20 protein-coding genes and 1 other RNA gene are annotated in these 20679 nt (G+C 39.7%); 6 read left to right on the top strand and 15 right to left on the bottom strand.

The window, feature by feature from the left end:
• Nucleotides 1-7: 7 nt before the first annotated feature.
• Nucleotides 8-1357 (top strand): acetyl-CoA carboxylase biotin carboxylase subunit, encoded by a 1350-nt coding sequence (accC, locus tag QWY93_RS10965; RefSeq protein ID WP_290248284.1) that lies wholly within the window; start codon nucleotides 8-10, stop codon nucleotides 1355-1357.
• A gap of 203 nt (nucleotides 1358-1560) precedes the next feature.
• Here the strand turns inward: accC and QWY93_RS10960 are convergent, their stop codons facing one another.
• Nucleotides 1561-2163, bottom strand: coding sequence for a hypothetical protein (locus QWY93_RS10960; RefSeq protein ID WP_290248283.1), 603 nt, complete (start codon nucleotides 2161-2163; stop codon nucleotides 1561-1563).
• A 539-nt stretch (nucleotides 2164-2702) separates the two neighbouring features.
• On the opposite strand from QWY93_RS10960, the gene QWY93_RS10955 reads away from it, so the two are divergent.
• On the top strand, nucleotides 2703-3665 hold the full coding sequence (locus QWY93_RS10955) for an NAD-dependent epimerase/dehydratase family protein (protein ID WP_290248282.1): 963 nt from the start codon (nucleotides 2703-2705) through the stop codon (nucleotides 3663-3665).
• Between the two features lie 12 nt (nucleotides 3666-3677).
• Here QWY93_RS10955 and QWY93_RS10950 read toward each other — a convergent pair whose 3' ends face one another.
• Nucleotides 3678-5114, bottom strand: a complete 1437-nt coding sequence (locus QWY93_RS10950; RefSeq protein WP_290248281.1) for a M48 family metalloprotease — start codon at nucleotides 5112-5114, stop codon at nucleotides 3678-3680.
• Nucleotides 5115-5195: 81 nt separating this feature from the next.
• Nucleotides 5196-5765, bottom strand: coding sequence for a DUF3109 family protein (locus tag QWY93_RS10945; protein WP_290248280.1), 570 nt, complete (start codon nucleotides 5763-5765; stop codon nucleotides 5196-5198).
• A 354-nt stretch (nucleotides 5766-6119) separates the two neighbouring features.
• Between QWY93_RS10945 and rnpB the strand changes: the two genes are divergently transcribed.
• Nucleotides 6120-6532: RNase P RNA component class A (rnpB, locus tag QWY93_RS10940), an RNA gene on the top strand.
• Nucleotides 6533-6556: 24 nt separating this feature from the next.
• The gene (locus tag QWY93_RS10935; protein ID WP_290248279.1) at nucleotides 6557-7714 is read left to right on the top strand and encodes a sigma-54-dependent transcriptional regulator; all 1158 of its coding nucleotides are present in this window, start codon (nucleotides 6557-6559) and stop codon (nucleotides 7712-7714) included.
• A 186-nt stretch (nucleotides 7715-7900) separates the two neighbouring features.
• Here the strand turns inward: QWY93_RS10935 and QWY93_RS10930 are convergent, their stop codons facing one another.
• A complete protein-coding gene (locus tag QWY93_RS10930; RefSeq protein ID WP_290248859.1) occupies nucleotides 7901-8899 on the bottom strand; it encodes a long-chain-fatty-acid--protein ligase in 999 nt (332 codons plus the stop codon).
• A 76-nt stretch (nucleotides 8900-8975) separates the two neighbouring features.
• Between QWY93_RS10930 and QWY93_RS10925 the strand changes: the two genes are divergently transcribed.
• Complete coding sequence (locus QWY93_RS10925; RefSeq protein ID WP_290248278.1) at nucleotides 8976-9647, top strand: hypothetical protein; 672 nt, start codon at nucleotides 8976-8978, stop codon at nucleotides 9645-9647.
• Between the two features lie 48 nt (nucleotides 9648-9695).
• Here QWY93_RS10925 and QWY93_RS10920 read toward each other — a convergent pair whose 3' ends face one another.
• Entirely contained in the window at nucleotides 9696-12152 is a 2457-nt protein-coding gene (locus tag QWY93_RS10920; protein WP_379945426.1) for an alpha-ketoacid dehydrogenase subunit alpha/beta, read from the bottom strand.
• A 387-nt stretch (nucleotides 12153-12539) separates the two neighbouring features.
• Between QWY93_RS10920 and ald the strand changes: the two genes are divergently transcribed.
• Complete coding sequence (gene ald / locus QWY93_RS10915; RefSeq protein ID WP_290248277.1) at nucleotides 12540-13667, top strand: alanine dehydrogenase; 1128 nt, start codon at nucleotides 12540-12542, stop codon at nucleotides 13665-13667.
• A gap of 126 nt (nucleotides 13668-13793) precedes the next feature.
• Here the strand turns inward: ald and QWY93_RS10910 are convergent, their stop codons facing one another.
• The 10 genes from QWY93_RS10910 to QWY93_RS10865 all read right to left on the bottom strand — a co-directional run bounded on the left by QWY93_RS10910 (nucleotide 13794) and on the right by QWY93_RS10865 (nucleotide 20378).
• Nucleotides 13794-14234 (bottom strand): hypothetical protein, encoded by a 441-nt coding sequence (locus tag QWY93_RS10910; protein WP_290248276.1) that lies wholly within the window; start codon nucleotides 14232-14234, stop codon nucleotides 13794-13796.
• The gene (locus QWY93_RS10905; RefSeq protein WP_290248275.1) at nucleotides 14231-14872 is read right to left on the bottom strand and encodes a sialate O-acetylesterase; all 642 of its coding nucleotides are present in this window, start codon (nucleotides 14870-14872) and stop codon (nucleotides 14231-14233) included. Before QWY93_RS10905 ends, QWY93_RS10910 begins: the two co-directional genes overlap by 4 nt.
• Nucleotides 14873-14992: 120 nt before the next feature.
• Entirely contained in the window at nucleotides 14993-15190 is a 198-nt protein-coding gene (locus QWY93_RS10900; RefSeq protein WP_290248274.1) for a hypothetical protein, read from the bottom strand.
• A gap of 42 nt (nucleotides 15191-15232) precedes the next feature.
• Nucleotides 15233-15922, bottom strand: coding sequence for a family 43 glycosylhydrolase (locus tag QWY93_RS10895; protein WP_290248856.1), 690 nt, complete (start codon nucleotides 15920-15922; stop codon nucleotides 15233-15235).
• 140 nt (nucleotides 15923-16062) lie between these two features.
• Nucleotides 16063-16503 carry a glycoside hydrolase family 43 protein gene (locus QWY93_RS10890; RefSeq protein ID WP_290248273.1) on the bottom strand — a complete coding sequence of 147 codons (441 nt, stop codon included), beginning with the start codon at nucleotides 16501-16503 and terminating at the stop codon, nucleotides 16063-16065.
• 52 nt (nucleotides 16504-16555) lie between these two features.
• On the bottom strand, nucleotides 16556-16726 hold the full coding sequence (locus QWY93_RS10885) for a helix-turn-helix domain-containing protein (RefSeq protein WP_290248272.1): 171 nt from the start codon (nucleotides 16724-16726) through the stop codon (nucleotides 16556-16558).
• A 245-nt stretch (nucleotides 16727-16971) separates the two neighbouring features.
• Nucleotides 16972-18327, bottom strand: coding sequence for a sugar porter family MFS transporter (locus tag QWY93_RS10880; RefSeq protein ID WP_290248271.1), 1356 nt, complete (start codon nucleotides 18325-18327; stop codon nucleotides 16972-16974).
• Nucleotides 18320-19495 carry an ROK family protein gene (locus QWY93_RS10875; protein ID WP_290248270.1) on the bottom strand — a complete coding sequence of 392 codons (1176 nt, stop codon included), beginning with the start codon at nucleotides 19493-19495 and terminating at the stop codon, nucleotides 18320-18322. Before QWY93_RS10875 ends, QWY93_RS10880 begins: the two co-directional genes overlap by 8 nt.
• Before the next feature lie 58 nt (nucleotides 19496-19553).
• Entirely contained in the window at nucleotides 19554-20018 is a 465-nt protein-coding gene (locus tag QWY93_RS10870) for a hypothetical protein (RefSeq protein ID WP_290248269.1), read from the bottom strand.
• Nucleotides 20019-20378, bottom strand: coding sequence for a hypothetical protein (locus tag QWY93_RS10865; RefSeq protein WP_290248268.1), 360 nt, complete (start codon nucleotides 20376-20378; stop codon nucleotides 20019-20021).
• Between the last annotated feature and the right edge of the window lie 301 nt (nucleotides 20379-20679).

The following is a 20679-nucleotide window of genomic DNA, read 5'->3' as shown; positions in this document are numbered from 1 at the left end:
AAATATTGTGTTTAATAAAATATTAATTGCCAACAGAGGGGAAATAGCCCTGAGGATTATCCGTTCTTGCAAAGAAATGGGAATTAAGACAGTGGCGATTTATTCTACTGCGGACAAGGACAGTTTACATGTAAGGTTTGCAGATGAGGCCGTTTGCATCGGTGCAGCCCCTAGCCGGGAATCCTACCTTAACATTCCCCGTATCATCGCAGCTGCAGAAATCACCAATGCAGATGCCATCCACCCTGGGTATGGATTTCTTTCAGAAAATGCTGAGTTTTCCAAAATCTGTGAAGAATACAACATTAAATTTATTGGCGCCAGTCCCGAAATGATCAATAAGATGGGGGACAAAGCAACCGCCAAAGCAACCATGCAAGCTGCCGGCGTACCAACCGTACCCGGTTCTGACGGACTATTGGATTCCATGGAGCATGGCATTAAGATTGCCGAAGAAATGGGGTATCCAATAATACTCAAAGCCACCGCCGGAGGTGGAGGTAGAGGTATGAGAATCGTCAAAGAGGTAAGTGGATTCAAAAAAGCCTGGGACGACGCCAGGCAGGAGTCAGGGGCTGCATTTGGTAATGATGGCTTGTATTTGGAAAAATTTGTGGAAGAACCTCGTCATATTGAAATTCAGATAGTAGGTGACAAAACCGGCAGAGCATGCCACCTATCTGAAAGGGACTGTTCCATTCAAAGGCGTCACCAAAAGCTAGTCGAAGAAACCCCTTCTCCGTTTATCACTGATGAACTACGTGATGCTATGGGTAAAGCTGCCATCAAAGGAGCAGAAGCCATTGGTTATGAAGGAGCCGGAACCATAGAATTTTTGGTGGACAAACACCGAAATTTCTACTTTATGGAGATGAATACCCGTATTCAGGTAGAACATCCCATTACTGAAGAGGTGACTGATTATGACCTTATTAAAGAACAAATAAAAGTGGCTGCCGGCATTGAAATTTCTGGCCAAAACTATTATCCAAAGCTTTATGCTATGGAATGCCGGATAAATGCAGAAGATCCATCAAATGGATTCCGACCCTGCCCAGGAAAAATCCAAAACTTGCACCTTCCAGGTGGACGAGGCGTCAGGGTGGACAGCCATGTATATGCCGGATATGTCATCCCTCCTAATTATGACTCCATGATTGCCAAATTGATTGTAAGTGCACAATCAAGAGAGGAGGTTATCGTTAGGATGAAAAGAGCCTTGGAAGAATTTGTAATTGAAGGTATTAAAACTACCATTCCTTTCCACTTGGCCCTTTTGGACAATGAGGACTTCAAGGCAGGTAACTTTACTACCAAATTCCTTGATACTTTTGATTTTTCGGTGATCAAAGGATAATCGATAATACATTATTGAATAAAATAAGGCTATTCTATATCAATAGAATAGCCTTTTTCATTCAAAATCCCTTAAAAAATTCAACTTTCAATCTTAAAGATTCTTGGATTTATAAAGAGATTATCTGCTGGAAACCCCTCACCTTAACTCTTTCGAAAAACACTTATTGCAGAAATAACAATTTGCTTATTTTCCAAATTGACCTATTCACCTTCTACACATTTAATTTGTTTTTGGACTTCGACATTAACCTCGTAATAATTAAATCGGGGTAAAACTACTATATAATACTCCCAATCTGAACCGGTTTCCTGAGTAGCCACTCCCTTGTGGGTTTCAAATTGATCAGGAGGAATTTCTCCGGTGGGGGATTCAGCATACCCTTCCACTTTAATATTCTGGGATTGTGGGACAAAATACCAAAGGGGCTCATCAATCCTGACTAGTAATTTAATATATTCCCCGGGGTTGGCTCCCTTGGGAACCTCACTATCAAGAAGCTCTCTAAACTTCACCGCACCAATGACCTCTTCACTGTTTTCAAGTCCTAAATCCAGCCAAACTATTTGTCCGCCAGCTCCCACACTTTGGTCATATGGTGGAATTTCGACATACAAAACCCGGTCCCCCTCTTGATTAAACCTTTCTCCGATTGCCCAAGCCATTTCAGGTTGATCAAAACATTTGTTTGCAATATCCGGCCCATCTGGATCTACCTTGTCACAAGCTGCAATTACTATTAACGATAAAACCAAAGCTAAACTCCAAACCTTGTTCAGAATTTTAGCAGCATAAAAATTCTTCATAGCAGTTGGGATTAATTTATACTAATTTACAAATTTTAAAATGCAAAAAAAATATTTTGAAATACGTTTTAATATATTTGAAAATTAATTAAATAAAATAATTATTTCTGTAAATAAAGATCAAAATAACCGAAATAAAGCGCTACACTTCATATTTCTACCCTTCCCCTAATTTACATTAATTACTTTTTTCTATATACTAACAACCTTTTACACCTATTAAAATAGTATTTCGGGTAATAAACACCATCACATCCTACAAGAAACTTTACCAAGTCTTTATTCCTTTTTTATGGTATTTTTAAACTAAATAAGGACAGTATACCCCTAAAAACCATAACTATTATAAACATTTAAATACTTAGGGAAATGGATCCAATTTTTGAATCCAAAAACGGTTTAATCCCCTTCTACACCTAACACTGCAAACCTACCTACAACAAACCAGACAGGAATTATTCACATTTTTTCCTGACAATTAACTTTCCTCCAATAATTAAAGTATCTTTATTAAAGTCCGAACCAAAACCTCATCGCCTATGCAAACCATACTTGGATCTGGAGGAATTATTGGAACATTACTGGCTCAGGAATTGAGGACTTATACTGACAAAATCCGCTTGGTTAGTAGAAACCCTAAAGTGGTTAATTCTAGCGACGAAACTAAGTCTGCTAATTTACTTCAAGCCCAAGAAGTTATGGAAGCAGTGGCTGGATCCGAAATCGTTTATTTGACGGTAGGGTTTGAATTTAACACTGCTCTATGGCAAAAAATATGGCCGCTTGCTATTAAAAATGTTATCGAGGCATGTAGTGCCCACCAATGCAAATTGGTTTTTTTTGATAATGTTTTTATGTACGACCCATTTCATTTAAATCCCATGACAGAAAATACCCCGGTCAACCCTTCCAGTAAAAAGGGAAAAGTCCGGGCAATAATTGCAAAAATGGTCATGGATGCTGTAGAAAACGGAAAAATTAATGCCCTAATTGCCAGGTCTGCAGATTTCTATGGGCCCGGTACAAAAAAGAAAGGATTGCTCAACGAACTGGTCTTTCTACCCCTGGCAAAAGGCAATAATGCCAAATGGATAGCATCTTCCTATCAACCCCATTCTTTTACTTTCACACCAGATGCAGGAAAAGCCACTGCCTTACTGGGAAATACACCGGAAGCTTTTAATCAAATTTGGCACTTGCCAACCGCAGGAAATCCCCCTACTGGCAAAGAATGGGTCTATATGATTGCAGAAGAAATGGGTGCTCAACCCAGTCTACAAGTAATTTACAAATGGATATTTCATTTGGCCAGCCCTTTTTCCCCTTTAATGAGGGAAGTTAAGGAAATGCTGTATCAATATGACCGGCCCTATGTTTTTGACAGTTCCAAATTTGAGAAGCAATTTTATTTCAAGCCCACTTCCTACCTGGATGGGATAAGAAAAATTTTGGAAACGGATTACCCTAGACATGTAGCTTCTAGAAATGAAGCTGTTTTGTAAGAAAGACAACAATCATTGACCAATTATTTTTATTAAGGTGCCTTTTTGTATTTGATCAGAAAGGGACATTCCGTTCAAAAGAGCAATTTCCTCCAATTTTAATGGAGGCATCCCTAAACCTTTCAAAATTGACTCCAGATTTCCGGATTCAGCCACAGTTATAACCTGAATTCGTTTTGGCATACGGTTAAGTTTATCCGGGTCGGTTAATTCCCGAAAATTCCGCATACTTTCCAAAAACAGGTTTACATAATTATCAAAATTAGAAGACTGGGATACTCCTAAAAATTGATAAATATGATCTCCATATTGTATTAGATAAGCCAAAACCCTGACCACCATATTATCTTGCTGCTTTCCAGCTTCTAAGGCAAGTCCCTTCAATCCATGAATTCTAATTTCTTTATGATTGATAAGCTCCAGATCATATTTTTTCACAAGCTCAGTTGCCGCTTTTTCCAAAGTATCTTTTGATGAAAGGCTAAAAGTTAAAAGTGCTTCTCCATTTTCCGGGGCCATATCAACAGATGTCGGAGAATTGATGCAAGTCCAATCCGGGGGAATGGGAAAGGAAAATCTTAGTTTGGGATGATAAAATTTGCCCCCCTCAATAAAACCCTGCCTTGGATCTTCTCCATACACCAAGCCATCAATCCTTTTTAGGTAAGCTTCTCTTTCAACTTTTGGATCCTGTAGATTCAATTTTTCCATCCACAATTGTGCTTCTACAAGCACAGCTTGGCTACGGTCTTCTGGAGAAGGGTGAGTTGACAAAAATGACGGTAGTGAGGCTTGTCCTGCCACTTCCCCCTGCCGTTCCAGGGTAGTAAAAAAATCTGCTAATTCGGAGGCATCATATCCCAAATGTGAAGAATATTCCACCCCAAGATCATCCGATTGCCTTTCTGCATCTCTACCAAATTTCAATAATAATAATTGAAGCCCTTGGGAGGCTTCTCCGGCAAATTGCCCTAATTCCGGAAAAACCACAACCCCAGCCACAAGGCCCAGCTGCCCCAAGAGCCTGTTTCGGTGTTGTTTTACACCATGCCTTGCAGTAATATGGCCAATTTCATGGCCAAGGACCCCGGCAAACTCAGCTTCACTATTAAAATGAGCCATAATACCCCTGGTGAAATAAACATAGCCTCCTGGCAAAGCAAATGCATTAACTACAGGGGAATCCAGAATTTTAAAATGGTACTCTAAACCTGAACGATGGGAAACTTTGGCCATGGCATCACCCTTGGTTTGAATGAATGCCTGCAAATCAGGATTATCATAAACTCCATATGTTGCTGTAATTTGAGGATCTGCCTCTTTACCTATGGCCACCTCCTGTTTTTCTGACATTAATACCAGTTCTTTTTTTCCGGTCACGGGGTTTCTGGAACAGGAAAAAATAAAAAAAGCAACCAAGCAATAGCCCAATAAAGAAAATCCTCGCATAGCTTCAAAATTTATGATTTTCGACAAAATATTACGACTTATCAGTAGAAAATCTTTCAGGTCCACATGGCTACAGCAATGCTATTTTTTCCCTTCAATATCTTCCACTAATGCCTCATACCATGCTTCCCCATATCTCCTGATAAGAGCATCCTTTACAAATTTATAAATTGGCACCTGAAGTCGATTCCCTAACTGGCAAGCTGGATCACAAATATTCCACCTGTCATAATTCAGAGCATCGTATTGGTCATATTTGGTAATTCTCACGGGGTACAAATGACAACTTATTGGCTTTAAATAATCCGTTTTTCCATCAATATGGGCTTGTTCTATCCCACATTTTAAAGTACCGTTTTCATCCCAGTTGGCGTAGGCACAAGCACCATTCTTACCAACAGTAGGAGTCCCTTTTTCCCCTTCTTGATCAATTACCCAAGTACCTTTTTTCTCTATTACCTTTATTCCCTCCCCAGTCAAATAAGGTTTTACGGCAGGGTAAATTTTGTCTAAAATTTCAATTTCCTCATCTTCCAGAGGAGCACCCGCATCTCCTTCCACACAGCATGCTCCCTTACATTTCTCCAGATCACACACAAAGAAGTTTTCTTTGAGATCATCACTGAGCACGGCATTATCCAATAATATCATAGTTTTTAATTTTAATTACCACAAAGTTAGAAAAAACTAAATGCTTATCTTGCTTATCCAGAACCTTTAATGACCAAATTATTTTTTAATTTTTTATCCCCCTTCTATAAAAACAACTTGACTACCAACAAGATATAACCATTCAAGAACATCACCCACCCAAAAGAACACCCTAAAATTAAAAATGGCTCAATGTCCGGGAAGCTAAAACGAAGTAGGATTTTAATTTTTCAAACCCGCTAATTCGGTTGCTTATGAGAAAATTTACTTCAAATCCACTTAACCTTTGAAACCAAACACTATTTAATTGGAGTTAAAGATGTAAAAATCATTTAAAAATACTTTATTTTGCAAGGTGCAAGCCAACTTGTCGCCACGGGAACCTGATTAGTCAGGCCGTTCCGGGGAGGAAAGTCCGGGCAACATAGAGCGCCATACTTCCTAACGGGAAGGGGCAAAGCTGGTGACGGCTTTGTTACAGACAGTGCCACAGAAAATATACCGCCTCGGTTACTATTGGGGTAAGGGTGAAATGGTGGGGTAAGAGCCCACCGAGTACCGGGTGACCGGTATTGCAGGGTAAACCTTATGGGTTGAAAGATCAAATAGGCTCCGATCCAAGGGCTGCTCGTCCAATTTCCAACCTTCGGGACTGGGATAATCGGAGCGGGTGGATCGATAGACCCTGTCCGTGAGGGCAGGGCCAGATAAATGACAAGTACCCGCCTCGGTGGGGACAGAACCCGGCTTATAGGCTTGCACTTTTTTTATTCTAAAATTGAAAATTACCTATGCCTAAAATCCTGATTATTGATGATGAAAAAGTCATCCGGTCTACTTTAAAAGAAATATTAGAGTACGAAAATTATGAAATTCAGGAAGCCAAAGACGGTGCAGAAGGATTGAAACTGATTGAATCCAATGATTTTGACCTGGTACTTTGTGATATCAAAATGCCAAAAATGGATGGTTTGGAAGTCCTGGATAAGGTTTGCCAAATGGAAAAGCAACCTCAATTTATCATGATCTCTGCCCACGGTTCAATAGAATCGGCAGTTGAAGCCACTAAAAAAGGGGCTTTCGATTTCATCCCTAAACCACCGGACCTCAACAGGCTTTTACTTACTGTCAGAAATGCATTGGAGAAAAAGACTTTGGTTTCAGAAACCAAGGTCCTAAAAAAGAAGCTCTCCAAAAAGCTGGATATGATAGGGGAATCTGATGGCATAAGCCAGGTAAAAGAAACCATTGAAAAAGTAGCCCCTACAGACGCCCGGGTCCTAATCACTGGAGCTAACGGCACAGGAAAAGAACTGGTTGCCCATTGGTTGCATCAGAAAAGCAACCGGGCAAAGTCCCCCTTTATTGCCGTCAATTGTGCTGCTATTCCTTCTGAGTTAATAGAAAGCGAACTTTTTGGCCATGAAAAAGGCGCATTTACCTCTGCCAACAAACAAAGGCAAGGCAAATTTGAACAGGCCAATGGCGGCACCATTTTCCTGGATGAAATCGGTGATATGAGCCTATCGGCCCAGGCCAAAGTCCTTCGTGCCCTTCAGGAACACAAAATCACCCGCGTAGGCGGGGACAAGGATATCAAAGTGGATGTAAGGGTTTTGGCTGCCACTAACAAAGATTTGAGAAAGGAAATTGAAGAAAATAATTTTAGGGAAGACTTGTACCACCGCTTAAGTGTAATTCTCATCCAAGTTCCTCCTTTGAAAGACAGAAAAGAAGATATTCCACTTTTGGTGGATAGATTTTTAGAGGACATTGCCAATGAATATGGCACCACAAAAAAACAAATTGATCAAAAAGCCATCAAAAAACTACAGGAATACCCTTGGACAGGAAACATCCGGGAACTTAGAAACGTAGTCGAGCGATTGGTCATTTTGGGTAATCAGACAATCACTCTCGAAGACATTAAAAAATACGCTGATTATTAAGATCAGCGTATTTTTTTAACCTTTGACTTCTTTTTGATCCATGGCTTTTGCATAAGCAGGGCATGGTTTACTGGAGGCACATGCACCTAAAGCCATAAGGCCGACAGCTAAAATTAAAGCAACTAATCTTCTCATGTTAAACATTTTTTAAAACCAAATATGTCTATTTATAAAAGGAATACAAAATTAATTTACCATTAAATTGCACCCCCTCACATCACTATTATCAAACCTTCCCAACACTTCCAAATCTCCATTTTCATCCAACTTCCCCAAATCCTGGGTTTCAATAAAAGCACAGGAATGAAAATTTCCTAAATCTATCACATTGATTCCCCCTTGTTCCCTGGGACTCCAGGAAAGCGGGTCATTAGAATCCCTTAAGTAAACGCGCATACAGGACGGCAAAGTATATTTTCCTGATCCCATTGAATATGCCTGTGACATCATTTCCGTCATTCCATACTCGGAATGAATTTGAGAAACCCCAAATGCACCTTTGAGAAAATGATGCACCTCCTCCCGGACCATCTCTTTTCTCCTGCCTTTCATCCCTCCAGTTTCCATTACAATTAGATTATCCATTTCGGGGAATTTTCCGGCATAAGTCTCTGCCAAATCCAGCAAAGCAAATGTCACTCCCAAAAGCAGCACCTTTCGTTTCCCATTGGACAACACTTGAAGTTTTTCGACCAGTTGATCATGATCATATAAATAAAACCCGGAATGTTCAGAGTCGGACTTATTGATAAAATGATCGGCCATTGCTACCAATGAACTTCCTTTTCGTTCCAAATAGGCGGGCAACAAGGCCAAAATGTGGTAACCCTCCAAGGATCCAAATTGTTGATAAAAAATCTCTTCAGCATGATCCAGGTAATATTTTTCGGACCAGTAATAGTGCCTACTGGTAATGGCTCCAGTAGTTCCACTGCTTGAATAAAAACCGGGAAAAGACTCTTTTTCCCCACATATCACTTCATGTTTTTTAAAAAACTGAATAGGTAGAAAAGGGATTTCTTTAACATTTACAATGCTTTCTAGAGAAATGCCCCTTGCTTCCAAATAAGCCTGATATATGGCATTTTCTTTAGCTTGAAACCTAAAGAGATCTAGGGCCATTTTTTCAAAGTCCTCTGGTCCCATATTTTTCAACCTAGCCGAAAAACTTTTGAAATATTTCATCGTTTTATTATCGATAGTGGGCATTTTTAAGCAAATTTAGGTTTGACAAAATGCAAAAAAAATATTCCTCAAAAATATGACGTTTAATCGGAACATATACGCATTGCTTTTGGCATTTTTTCTTTTGGGATGCGTTTCCCCTCCTGAAAACTTCCCTTCTACCCCTCAAATCAGTTTTGAAGACATTTCCTACGTGGAATTGGACAATGCTTCCGACTCTCTAATTGTTTCCGTCAGGTTCCAGGATGCGGAAGGAAATTTAGGCTTGAATGCAGAGGACATCAACCCTCCTTTTAATCCATTGGAGTACCAAAGGGACAACTCAGGTGCCTTGATCACCTATAGCAACCGGCCGCCTGAAGCCCCTAATTTCAACCCAATAGATTGGGAAATCAATCCAATTGTAAACAACACCCCTATTAACGATACGATTTGGGTAAAGCAAAATCCCGATTTCAACAATATTTTTATCAAATTTTACATAAAAAGGGATGGAGTATTCAGTGAATTTGATTGGTCAGACCCTCCCTATTATACCACTTTTAACGGACGTTTTCCTACCATTTTGTCAGACAATAATGAAAGAGCAATTGAAGGGACTATTCAATATTCGATGCTTTCTTCCGGATGGAGGGCCATTTTCAGGAATGACACCATACGGGTTGACGTACAAATTCAAGACCGGACACTAAATAAAAGTGATATAGTTTCTTCCCCGGAAGTAACTTTAAACCAAATATTGAAATAAAAAAGCTTCCCCGGTGAGGAAGCTTTTTTCTTCAACTATTTTTTCCCCTTATATTTTTGGATAGCTAACAGGATCCGCCTCATGCATGATTAAGTAGGCTTTTTCCACTACATCATCCACACTTGGTTTGGAGAAATAGTCTCCATCAGAAGAATAAGCAGGCCTATGGGCTTTTGCAGGAAGGGTTACTGGCTCAGAATCCAATAGATAGAACCCATCTTGTTCTTCTATCACCTGCTGCATCATATAGGCACTTGCACCTCCAGGCACATCTTCATCCGCAAAAATCACCCTGTTGGTCTTTTTGAGCGAGTCCTTAATGACATGATGGATATCAAATGGCAACAATGTCTGGACATCAATAACTTCAATGGAAATTCCTAAGTCCTCCAAAAACTGAGCAGCCTCCATAACGATTTTACACATGGCTCCATAAGTAACTACGGTAATATGCTCTCCTTCTCTCAAAATTTCAGGTTTGCCCAAAGGAACGGTAAACTCCCCAACATTGGCCGGCATGGTTTCTTTTAATCTATATCCATTCAGGCATTCAATCATTAGTGCAGGTTCATCACACTGGATTAAAGTATTGTACATCCCAGCAGCTTGGGTCATATTCCTTGGCACACAAACCAACATACCTCTTAAGCAACCCAATATCATAGACATAGGGGAACCCGAGTGCCAAACACCTTCCAACCTGTGCCCCCGGGTCCTTACAATCAAGGGCGCTTTCTGTCCCCCTTTGGTACGATAATGAAGACAGGCCAAATCATCAGAAAGGGTCATCAAGGGGTATAACAAATAATCCAGGTACTGGATCTCCGCAATGGGACGAAGACCACGAAGTGCAGCTCCAATACCTTGACCAATAATGGTCATTTCCCGGATCCCGGTATCCGTCACCCTAAGTTCCCCGTGTTTAGCTTGCAGTCCAGCAAAAGCCTGGTTGACATCTCCGATCTTTCCAACATCTTCCCCAAATGCAAACACCCTTGGATCCCGGGTAAGTATTTGGTCAAAACAAGCCTGCAATACCTCCCTTCCATCAACTTGGGGTGAGGTTTCAGAATATTCAACTGGCACTTCTTTTATTTTTAGACAGCTTTTGTCTGATTCACTATATAAATGGCTGCTATAGCGTTCCTTGTTAAGTTCTTGTTGCTTTTCATACCAGGATTTCAATTCCAATCGGGTTTCCTTCGCATCGAATCGCATCAACCATAAAGCTCTCCTCACGGTGCTTACCACATCCTTCCGAATAGGATTCAGGGTTTTGGAAAGCTCTTCCAAAAGTTGTTTTAAGGCTGCAGATTGTTTGCTATCCAGAACGGCTTTTTTAATCAAGCCAACCGCTTCCTCCATCTCCGCTTTGATTTCACCAGAAAATGATTTCCAAGCTTTATTTTTTTCCTCTTTAACTTCCTGAACAGCCTCATTTTCTATTTGTTCCAATTCTTCCTCTGAGGCCAATTCATTTTCCAGGATATAAGATTTGAACATTAGGATACAATCATGGTCTGCTTCCCACTGCAAACGTTCTTTGGATTTGTAGCGCTCATGGGAGCCAGAGGTGGAATGCCCTTGAGGCTGGGTCAATTCTACCACATGGATTAGGGAAGGAACGAATTCTTCCCTGGCGAGCCGAGAGGCTTCCATATAAGCTTCATGAAGATCTTCATATTCCCAGCCCTTTACTACAAAAATTTCAAAACCAGGCTTACCTTTATCTCTTTCAAAACCTCTTAATGCCTCAGAAATACTTCCCTTGGTCATCTGAAATTCATTAGGAACAGAAATCCCATATTCATCATCCCAAACGGATATAACCATGGGAACCTGCAACACTCCTCCCGCATTGACCGTTTCCAGGAACATGCCCTCTGCAGTGGAAGCATTACCAATTGTTCCCCAAGCAATTTCATCACCCTTAGCATGAAATCCTTCGAGTTTTTTCAGATCTTTATTTTCCCTAAACAATTTGGATGCATAGGCCAAACCGACCAATTTGGGCATTTGGGCGGCTGTGGGAGAAATATCCCCAGCAGAATTTTTGATTTGAGACAGGTCTTTCCAGCTTCCATCTTCATTGAGGGAACGAGTGGCGAAGTGCCCGTTCATCAACCTACCTCCCGAAGCAGGCTCTTCTTTTACATCCACATGGGCATATAGCTGGGAAAAATATTCCTGAAGCTTCAATTCTCCCATGGCAAACATCAGGGTTTGATCTCTGTAATATCCAGAACGGAAATCTCCCTTTTTGAAATATTTGGCCATTACAACTTGGGCCAACTCTTTTCCATCTCCAAAAATCCCAAACTTAGCCTTTCCCATGAAAACCTCTTTCCTCCCCATCAAAGAAGCTTGACGACTAAGATGTGCAATTTTATAATCGTAAAGTACCTGAGCTTTATCTATTTGTATTTTCCCTTTATGTTTGGATATTGTCTCCACTTCGAATTCTTGTTGATTTAAATTATTATTTTGGGTATTCAAGTAATCCAAAAATACAGAAATTTAACAGTTTTACAAATAATCCTAATCACATGGAACCCCTGCTCAATAATAAATTTTATACATCGTTTAAATAAATACTATTTTCGAAATTTTATCCTGAAAATATACATTCTACCAAATCCTTAACAAAAACAGTTTCAAGCTTTAAAAAATTTATATTCCCACCTAAAATTCTGTGCTTGACTATATCAAAATAATTCAATAGCCCATATCCCCTCCAAACAAACACAAAAAAAACACAACTTTTTCAATACAAAAAGCCAAAACAGTCCATCCATTCGGGGATCCCCGAAACATTCTCCTAAAACACAATTATTTTCTCCCTTGAAATCTTATATTTACCTTAAAGGCTACAAACTTCAAAATTATTAGGCTATGGTAATAGGGATCCCAAAAGAAATAAAAGTTCAGGAAAACAGGGTAGCCCTGACTCCTGCGGGCACACAAGAATTGGTCAAAAGAGGTCATACGGTTTATATTCAAGATAATGCAGGAGTTGGAAGTGGTTTTTCAAATGACCTTTACCTCTCTGCTGGCGCAGAAATTCTTCCCACTATTGAGGAGATTTATGAGGAAGCCAAAATGATCATCAAAGTAAAGGAACCCATAGAACCGGAGTATAAGCTGGTTCGGGAAAACCAACTGGTATTTACTTATTTCCATTTCGCCTCCCACGAACCCCTTACCCGTGCCATGATGAAAAGTAATTCCATTTGCCTAGCTTACGAAACGGTGGAAAAAAGAGGAGGAGGTCTTCCCTTACTAATCCCAATGTCCGAGGTAGCCGGAAGGATGGCTGCCCAAAAAGGATCCAACTATTTGGAAAAACCTTTAGGAGGTAAGGGCATTCTTATGGGAGGTGTTCCGGGAACCTTACCGGCAAAAGTCCTCATTCTCGGGGGTGGAGTTGTAGGCACCCAGGCAGCTTGGATGGCTGCAGGTTTAAGTGCCGATGTAACAATTCTGGACGTTTCACTTCCAAGGATGAGATACCTTTCGGACGTAATGCCTGCAAATGTCCGCACAAGGATGTCCAATGAATTTAATATCCGGGAATTGATTCCTTCTGCCGACCTAATCATCGGGGCAGTACTTATCCCTGGGGCAAAAGCGCCCCATTTGATCAGCAAGGATATGTTAAAAGACATGGAAAAAGGGACAGTATTGGTAGATGTAGCTGTAGATCAAGGTGGATGCATAGAAACCTGCAAACCCACCACTCATGAAAACCCAACTTATACCATCGATGATGTACTCCACTATTGTGTGGCCAATATGCCAGGTGCTGTCCCTTACACCTCTACCGTTGCACTCACTAATGCTACCTTACCCTATGCCATTGAACTTGCTGAAAAAGGTTGGCAAAAGGCTGCAGTGGAAAATGAAGAATTAGCAGCTGGTCTCAATATTATCAAAGGAGAAATTGTTTATAAAGCAGTGGCAGAGGCTTTTGACCTGCCATATTTCCCGGTTGAAAAACATCTTAAGGAACATTTAGTTTAAGTAATTATTTTTGACTTGTCATAGATTAAGTTTGGGAAAAGTTTTCCATACCGGTAAGCTCCTCCGGCATTGTTTTCCCTTAGTTCCAAATCACTCCTTTGATGCCAAATCCCACCAAAGAATATATCAAGCCATTAAAAGAAAAAGAAGCAAAGGAATTTGGACCTTTCCCCTATTCGAAAACCCATAGCCCGAACTGACTACTGAAGGTTTATAACCCCATTCTCCTGCCAAAGGATATTTTTCACCGTTTACCTTCGGGTAAACATCCTCAGGTTTGCCATGTATCCCTTCCTGGGAAGAATTACCCATCACACTGACTCTGATGGTATTTTCTCCTGGTTTTAATATTTCCGGTTTTATTTTATAATTTCTATTGGCCATCCAGAAAGCTATTTCTCCAACCTTTTCTCCATTTACCCAAGTGATGTCAGCATCGTCTATAGGTCCAAGGTTGAGTTCTCCTTCTTTCCCTTCAACCTCTTTGGGCAATTCCACTTTCTTGCGAAACCAGATAATTCCATCTTCATCCTCAAACTTCCCATCCCAACTTTTAGGAACAGTCATTTTTCCCCAACCTTTAACCTTGGTATCAGGGTCAAACCACCTCTTTTTAAGGCGGAATCATTTTCAATTGACTTTTTGAATTTATTTAGATCAGCTGTTGAATATCCCAAAGCCTTTTCTACTGTTTTCCAATTGTACTTGGCAAATTCTTTATTTTCCATTGAAGCCTTCCAGCTTGTCCAAGTTTCAATATCTGTTCCACCCCAATAGGAATTGATTAGCCCAATAGGAATATCCAGGTTTTCCTGCAATCTTTTTCCAAAAAAATATCCTACTGCCGAAAAGTTGGTTGATGTGGAGAGACCACATATACTCCAGGAACTTGCTCCAATATCAAAAGTTTCTGAATTTTGAATGGCTTTAGGAACATTAAGTAGCCTGATATTTGAATTTTTGGAGTTTTCAATAGCCTCCTTGCCGGTAAAATCTCCATTGAGACCAAACTCCATGTTGGACTGCCCACTGGATAACCAAACATCTTCAATGAATATATTTTTAAAGACAAGCCTATTTTTTTCGCCTTTAATAATCAACTCGAATGGCCCTCCATATTTCATTGCAGGGAGATCTACCGACCATTTTCCATCCTTGCCTGCTACACTTTTTTTCAACACCGTAAAATTGAACTGTGATGACATCTTTTTTATCTACCATGCCCCAAATTTTTATTATTTGATTCCGCTGAAGCACCATAATATCTGAAAAGAAATTCGGAAGAGTAACCTCTTCTTACTGAGCAAATCAGCCAAAAAGCCTTTTTAATATTTAATCTCGAAATTTTCAAATACCCCGACCCTATTTTCAGCATAACTCCCAGCCTTAACAAAAAGGCCTGCCTTTATTCCCCAGGACCACCAGGACAAATGGTCTGATTTCACAGGACCGTCCAATGGCATGGGTTTCCAGTTTTGATGGTCTGTACTGTAAGAAAACTCGATCTGGTTTACCCCTTTCATAGAGGATTTTAAATAAACCGGGCCCTCCGATTGAATTATTTCCTAGGAAAGCACTTCAAAATCTCCTTTATTCAATTCCCAAACTACAAGTTGTTGGTCTTCAACCCCAAAGCCCACTGAGCGATCTTTTGTGGCATAATAGACCAGTCCACTCATCACACCATTTACTTCGGCAATAGTAGTCTGAATTTCAAAATCTCCATATTCTGGAACTGCCACCATGGCAGATATCATATTTCCCCCTTCTACAATGGGTTGATCTTTTAATCGAAGTTTTGAATCCGAAATCTCGGTAACAGGAAGGTAAGTGGACACATCAAACCGCCACCAATCCGCCATTTTGCCATCAAACTCATCTACATTTCCAGTTTTGAGTTGTCTTGGGTCGATGTCCTCAGGACTTAAGTTAAAATAAGGCCAATCACTTTTTTTATCCCAAATTAAGAGACTAAGTAAAGCGGACCTTCCTATGTATGGAAATCCATAATTGGGATAGGCATGGTATAAATAATTCCATTCATTACCTGAATTTACCAACGTGCCATGACCGGGGCACTTCCAGGTTTCGTTACTTTTTAAAATGGGATTGGCTGGATTTTTTTCCCAAGGTCCTTTGATGGATTTGGACCTTGCTACCCCTACCTGGTAATCACACAACCCTCCACAACAAGCATTTCCTGAATATAACATATAGAGATAATCCCCGTGCTTCACAATACACTGGCCCTCTATACCCCACTTTCCTATCTGTCCTTTTCTGCTGTCAAGATTTCAAAGGCTTCCCCGGTCAATTTCAACCCATTTTCAGTCAGTGCAGAACCCAAGATTTGAATGGGCTTATCAGGAGTTAACCCATAAGCTTTCCCAGTGATTTACTTTGTTCCATTTTCTTTAAAAACAAATGCATCAATAGCTTCATTGCCCCACTCAATAATGACACCTTGATCTTTAAAACCTTTTGTAATATCATCAGTTGTTGCCACCCCTATACAAGAAATCCCATCTTTCCTCCTTGCGGTATAGTAACAATAGTAGGTTCCATTTTCATAAAATAATTCGGGAGCCCAATAGCTATCAATGGTCCATTCTGGCTTTTGATCAAAAACATAGTTTACAAATTCCCAGTTTTTCAAATTTTTAGATTGATATACTGGGTAATAGGGTCCCCAATTATTTGAAGAGCCACTTGCATAATATACATCACCTACTTTGATCACGGATGGATCAGGCAATTCCCCAGGAATAACCTGCTCTTGAAAAGATTGCTTTAGTTCCTCATTGCAACTTAAAACACAAAAGAGGAAAAAAAGCAATATTATTCGAAAGAGGGCTTTTCCCGTGTGAGTCCCAAAGTCTTTTTCATAACTAAATTGATATTTTTTTTTGCTCCCCCTCCACTTTTTTCAGCACCTTAGCCACCAACTTATCACTTATACTTTTCTTCTTCGCTTTTCCATTCAGGATAAAAGATATGGTTGTCGTGGAAATATTAAGCTGCTTTGCTATATCACTAATGGAAACCTTATTTTTGGCCATTATTTTTTATGTTTCAATTAAATTTATCTAAAAATCATAACCCTGTCCCTTAGAATTATAAGGGAAATATTTAAAACCTTAAGTTAAAACAATTTAGCATTCTAAATTGATTCCTGAAACCAAAGATTTCTACTTCTTTTTTTATAGAAAAACCCGCAGACCAATCTGCGGGTTCTTTCATCAGATATTGACCATTTCTATAACATTAAGGGATTATCATTTTCCAATTTATTTCCTTTGGCACCCTAACTTTGAAGGACCTTTTCCTCATCTTCTTTGACCAACTTGGACTGTAAATCTTCCAAAGAAACACCTTTTGTCTCCGGCATCAAATAATGAGTAAACAGTAGCTGTAAAACCATAAAAAAGGCAAAAAACAGGAACACTTTCCATGGTGCGAAGCTATTGATCATCACGGAGCCGAACAGGGTAATCAAGGCGGCAAAAACCCAATGGGTACCACACCCCCATGCTTGACCATAAGCGCGAAGTTTATTGGGGAATATTTCGGAAATAAACACCCAAATCACTGCTCCCTGACCAATGGCATGAGAGGCAATAAATGTCAAAATGAACACCAGTTTAAAAAGTGCAGATGATTCAATGTAAAAACCCAATGCCACCATGGAAAGGCTAATAATGTAACCAATTGATCCTATATACATCAATTGTTTTCTTCCTGCCCTATCAATCAAATACATTCCGATAAGGGTGAAAATCAAATTAACAACACCTATGGAAATGGAACTGAACAAGGAATCTGAAGTACCAAAACCCGCCTTTTCCAAAATTTCAGGAGCGTAATAAAGAATAAAATTCACGCCGGAAAGCTGGTTAAAAAAGGCAATCAAAAAGGCTAATATCATAGGAAAACTATATTTTTTTGAAAACACGGAGGAAGTATTGCTTTGGGTTTTAAGGTGATCTATTTCGATGGAATTCAAAATCTGTCTTGCTTCCTTATCAGCCGTAGTCAATTTCAAAACCCTTAAAGCTTCTGCAGGATTATTTTGATGGATAAGCAGCCACCTTGGACTCTTAGGAACCCCCAATACCATTAAGGTGTACAATATTGCCGGAATTGCTTCTACACCCAGCATCCAACGCCAATCATTTTGGCCTCCAACTCCTTCTAACAGGTAATTGGAAATAAAGGCAATCAATATACCCAACACCAGGTTAAACTGATAAAGGATTCCCAACCTTCCTCTATTTTCAGGATTTGAAATTTCGGAAATATAAGTTGGTGCAGCTATGGAAGAAGCTCCAACACCCAAGCCACCAATAAATCTGAAAAAGGAAAAAGTGTAAGGATCGGGGGCCAAGGCAGAACCTAGAGCAGAAATAAAAAACAAAATACCTATCCAAATCAAAGTCACCTTCCTACCTAACCGCTCAGTTGGATATCCTGCCAATAGGGCACCGATTACGGTCCCCCATAAAGCCATGGACATAATAAAAGTACCATGAAACCACTCGGAAGTATTCCATAATTGCTTAATGGGCAAATTGGCCCCCGAAATCACAACCGTGTCAAAACCGAATAAAAATCCAGCCATGGACACCGTAATTGCATAATAAAACAGTTTATTATTATTCATTTTCTTGTTTTTTTCCGTTCATCATTGATTCATCCCCCAGCATTCTAAATTTAGATTGGGGCACTTTACTATTTTCATCTAATTGGCTAAGGGCAAAAGCATAAGCGCCAATGGCTACTGCTCTATTGGTCCCAAGCCTGGACAAGCCCAGGGCAATCCTTTTTTCAGGCCTGTAGCTCACTTTTTTATTGGTAAAAGGAACTTCTATTTCCAGTTCATGGTCCGCCACAAATTCCTTCCAGGATTGTGGATCATCTGCATTATATACCTTTGAAACTAAGCGGGGAATTTTTTCTCCCTTTCCATTTTCTATGGTCCCATTCAAATGCTGGATAACTTTTGGTACTATTAAATTAGATGCTCCAGCAAGTCCCCCACCAATAACTATTAGCCCATCAATCAGAGTCATGGCATTGGCCAATGCCTCAGCAATTACAAAAGCCATATTATCAAAGGCTTTTTGAGCAGCAGCTTGGTCCCCCTCTTTTTCCCCCAATGCAATTTCATAAATATCCTTTGGTGAAAAATCGCATTTGATTCCTGCCTCCTCTTGATATACATTTTGAATGGCCCTAATGCTGACTCCTTCTTCTGCTATTAAATGATGATGAATAGGGTTCCGCGTAAGCCAAATTTCACTGGATGCGGAATTATCTCCAGTGTTCAATTGATTATTAATAACCATCCCTCCTCCAAAGCCTGTCCCCAGGGTAACACCAAACAAATTCTTATACTCCCTATTGATTCCTAGCGATTGTAATTTTTGATTGACCTCAGGAAGCATCCCAGCCACTGATTCTCCAAAGGCAAACAAGTCCCCATCGTTATTAATGAATGTGGGTAAGCCAAACAGACCCTCCAACATATCTTTTAATGGAACTCCTGCTTTAAAGGCTGGAAAATTGGGCAAGTCCCCTATGATTCCTTTTTTATAATCTGCCGGGCCAGGAAAAGCAATACTAATGGAAGCAACCTCCCCTTTTATTTGACCCCTGATAGCTTTAAAAACCTCAACAATGGTATCCAAACATTTCTGCAAATCATTCGCATGGGAAGGCATCACAAAAGGTTTAATCAATTCCTTACCTCCTTGAAATGCAGAAAAAACAAAATTTGTCCCACCTGCATCGAGGGTCATCACTACCCTTTCTTCCTTGTAAATATTCATTGGTGTTATTTATGTGGTATTATTTAATTCTTAAGTGGCCAGAGGGAGGATGGGGGAATTAAATCCCCATTATCGAAACCGGAATCCTAACTGCCTTGATACGGTAATAATAAGGATCCATCCAGCCTGTTTCCGGGTCACAGGCATTGGAAGCATCTTCCTGACATCCTGTATAATTCAATGAGTAGGTCATAACAATTTCCCGTTTATCATTGGTCAGGTGAGGGTGTAAAATTGGTGTGTAATACCTGGCCTTATAACCCCAGAAATATTCATTGACACCCAGAACAAAAACGTTTTCATACCCCGGACCAGTTTTAATAAAGGCCCCATCAGGTCCCCTCCAGCTCACCAACTCTCCTCCAAACCCACGGGTATAACCTCCCCAACAGGTATTGGGATTTTTAAGGACTGCATATTTGAATACAAAAGATTTTAAAATTTGAGGCAGGTCACAGGTAAAGCAAGGCTCTTCAGATGAGTATGTGCTATAAGTGAATTTGGAAAAATGCTTACTCATCATTCATATTTCCTGTTCAAACTGTCGGATGATTGATTCTCCGGATATGTTAAAAAGGTAAGATTGGGCATACGATGGATTAACAATATCAATTCTTTCCGCAAAACCCGCTTGGGTCATGGCCTCTTGAAAAGCTTTATAAGCTTCTGGATCATAAACCTTCACTGAATCCCAGGTTTCAGGCTCTATTTCCAAATTGATCCTCCAGTCCTGATGCTCGGTGATCTTGTCCACCATAAACTGGGTTTGCCATTTTGGGTAATGGCCGTATACCCCTCCATGGTACCCATCAACAAAATAAGCTTTTTGGGCAGACACCATCAAAGGCATTAAGCTAAGCAACAAAAGGAATTTAAATTTCATTTTTATTATCTATTTAATAATATTTTCAATCTAATTTTTAAAACTAAATCGTTTAAGCTTTTTAATAATTTTTTTTTGAACACAAGCTCCTCTTATCAACCTATCCATTTAAAATTTCGGATTGTTTTTTGACCTTAACTGCTAGTTCAAACAGGTAATTTCTGCTAATGTAGCAAAACAAATTTATTTATGCTAAATCGATTAATTAAATTACAAATATCCAATTTAAAAAAAACCTTCTACTAAAATAAAATTGTAAAATCCTATACAAACCAACCATTAAAACAAACAATAAACTTTA

Source organism: Echinicola jeungdonensis (assembly GCF_030409905.1).
GTDB classification, from domain to species: Bacteria; Bacteroidota; Bacteroidia; order Cytophagales; family Cyclobacteriaceae; genus Echinicola; species Echinicola jeungdonensis.
Note: the sequence above shows the minus strand (reverse complement) of the source record. Positions and strands in the feature narration are given on the sequence as shown.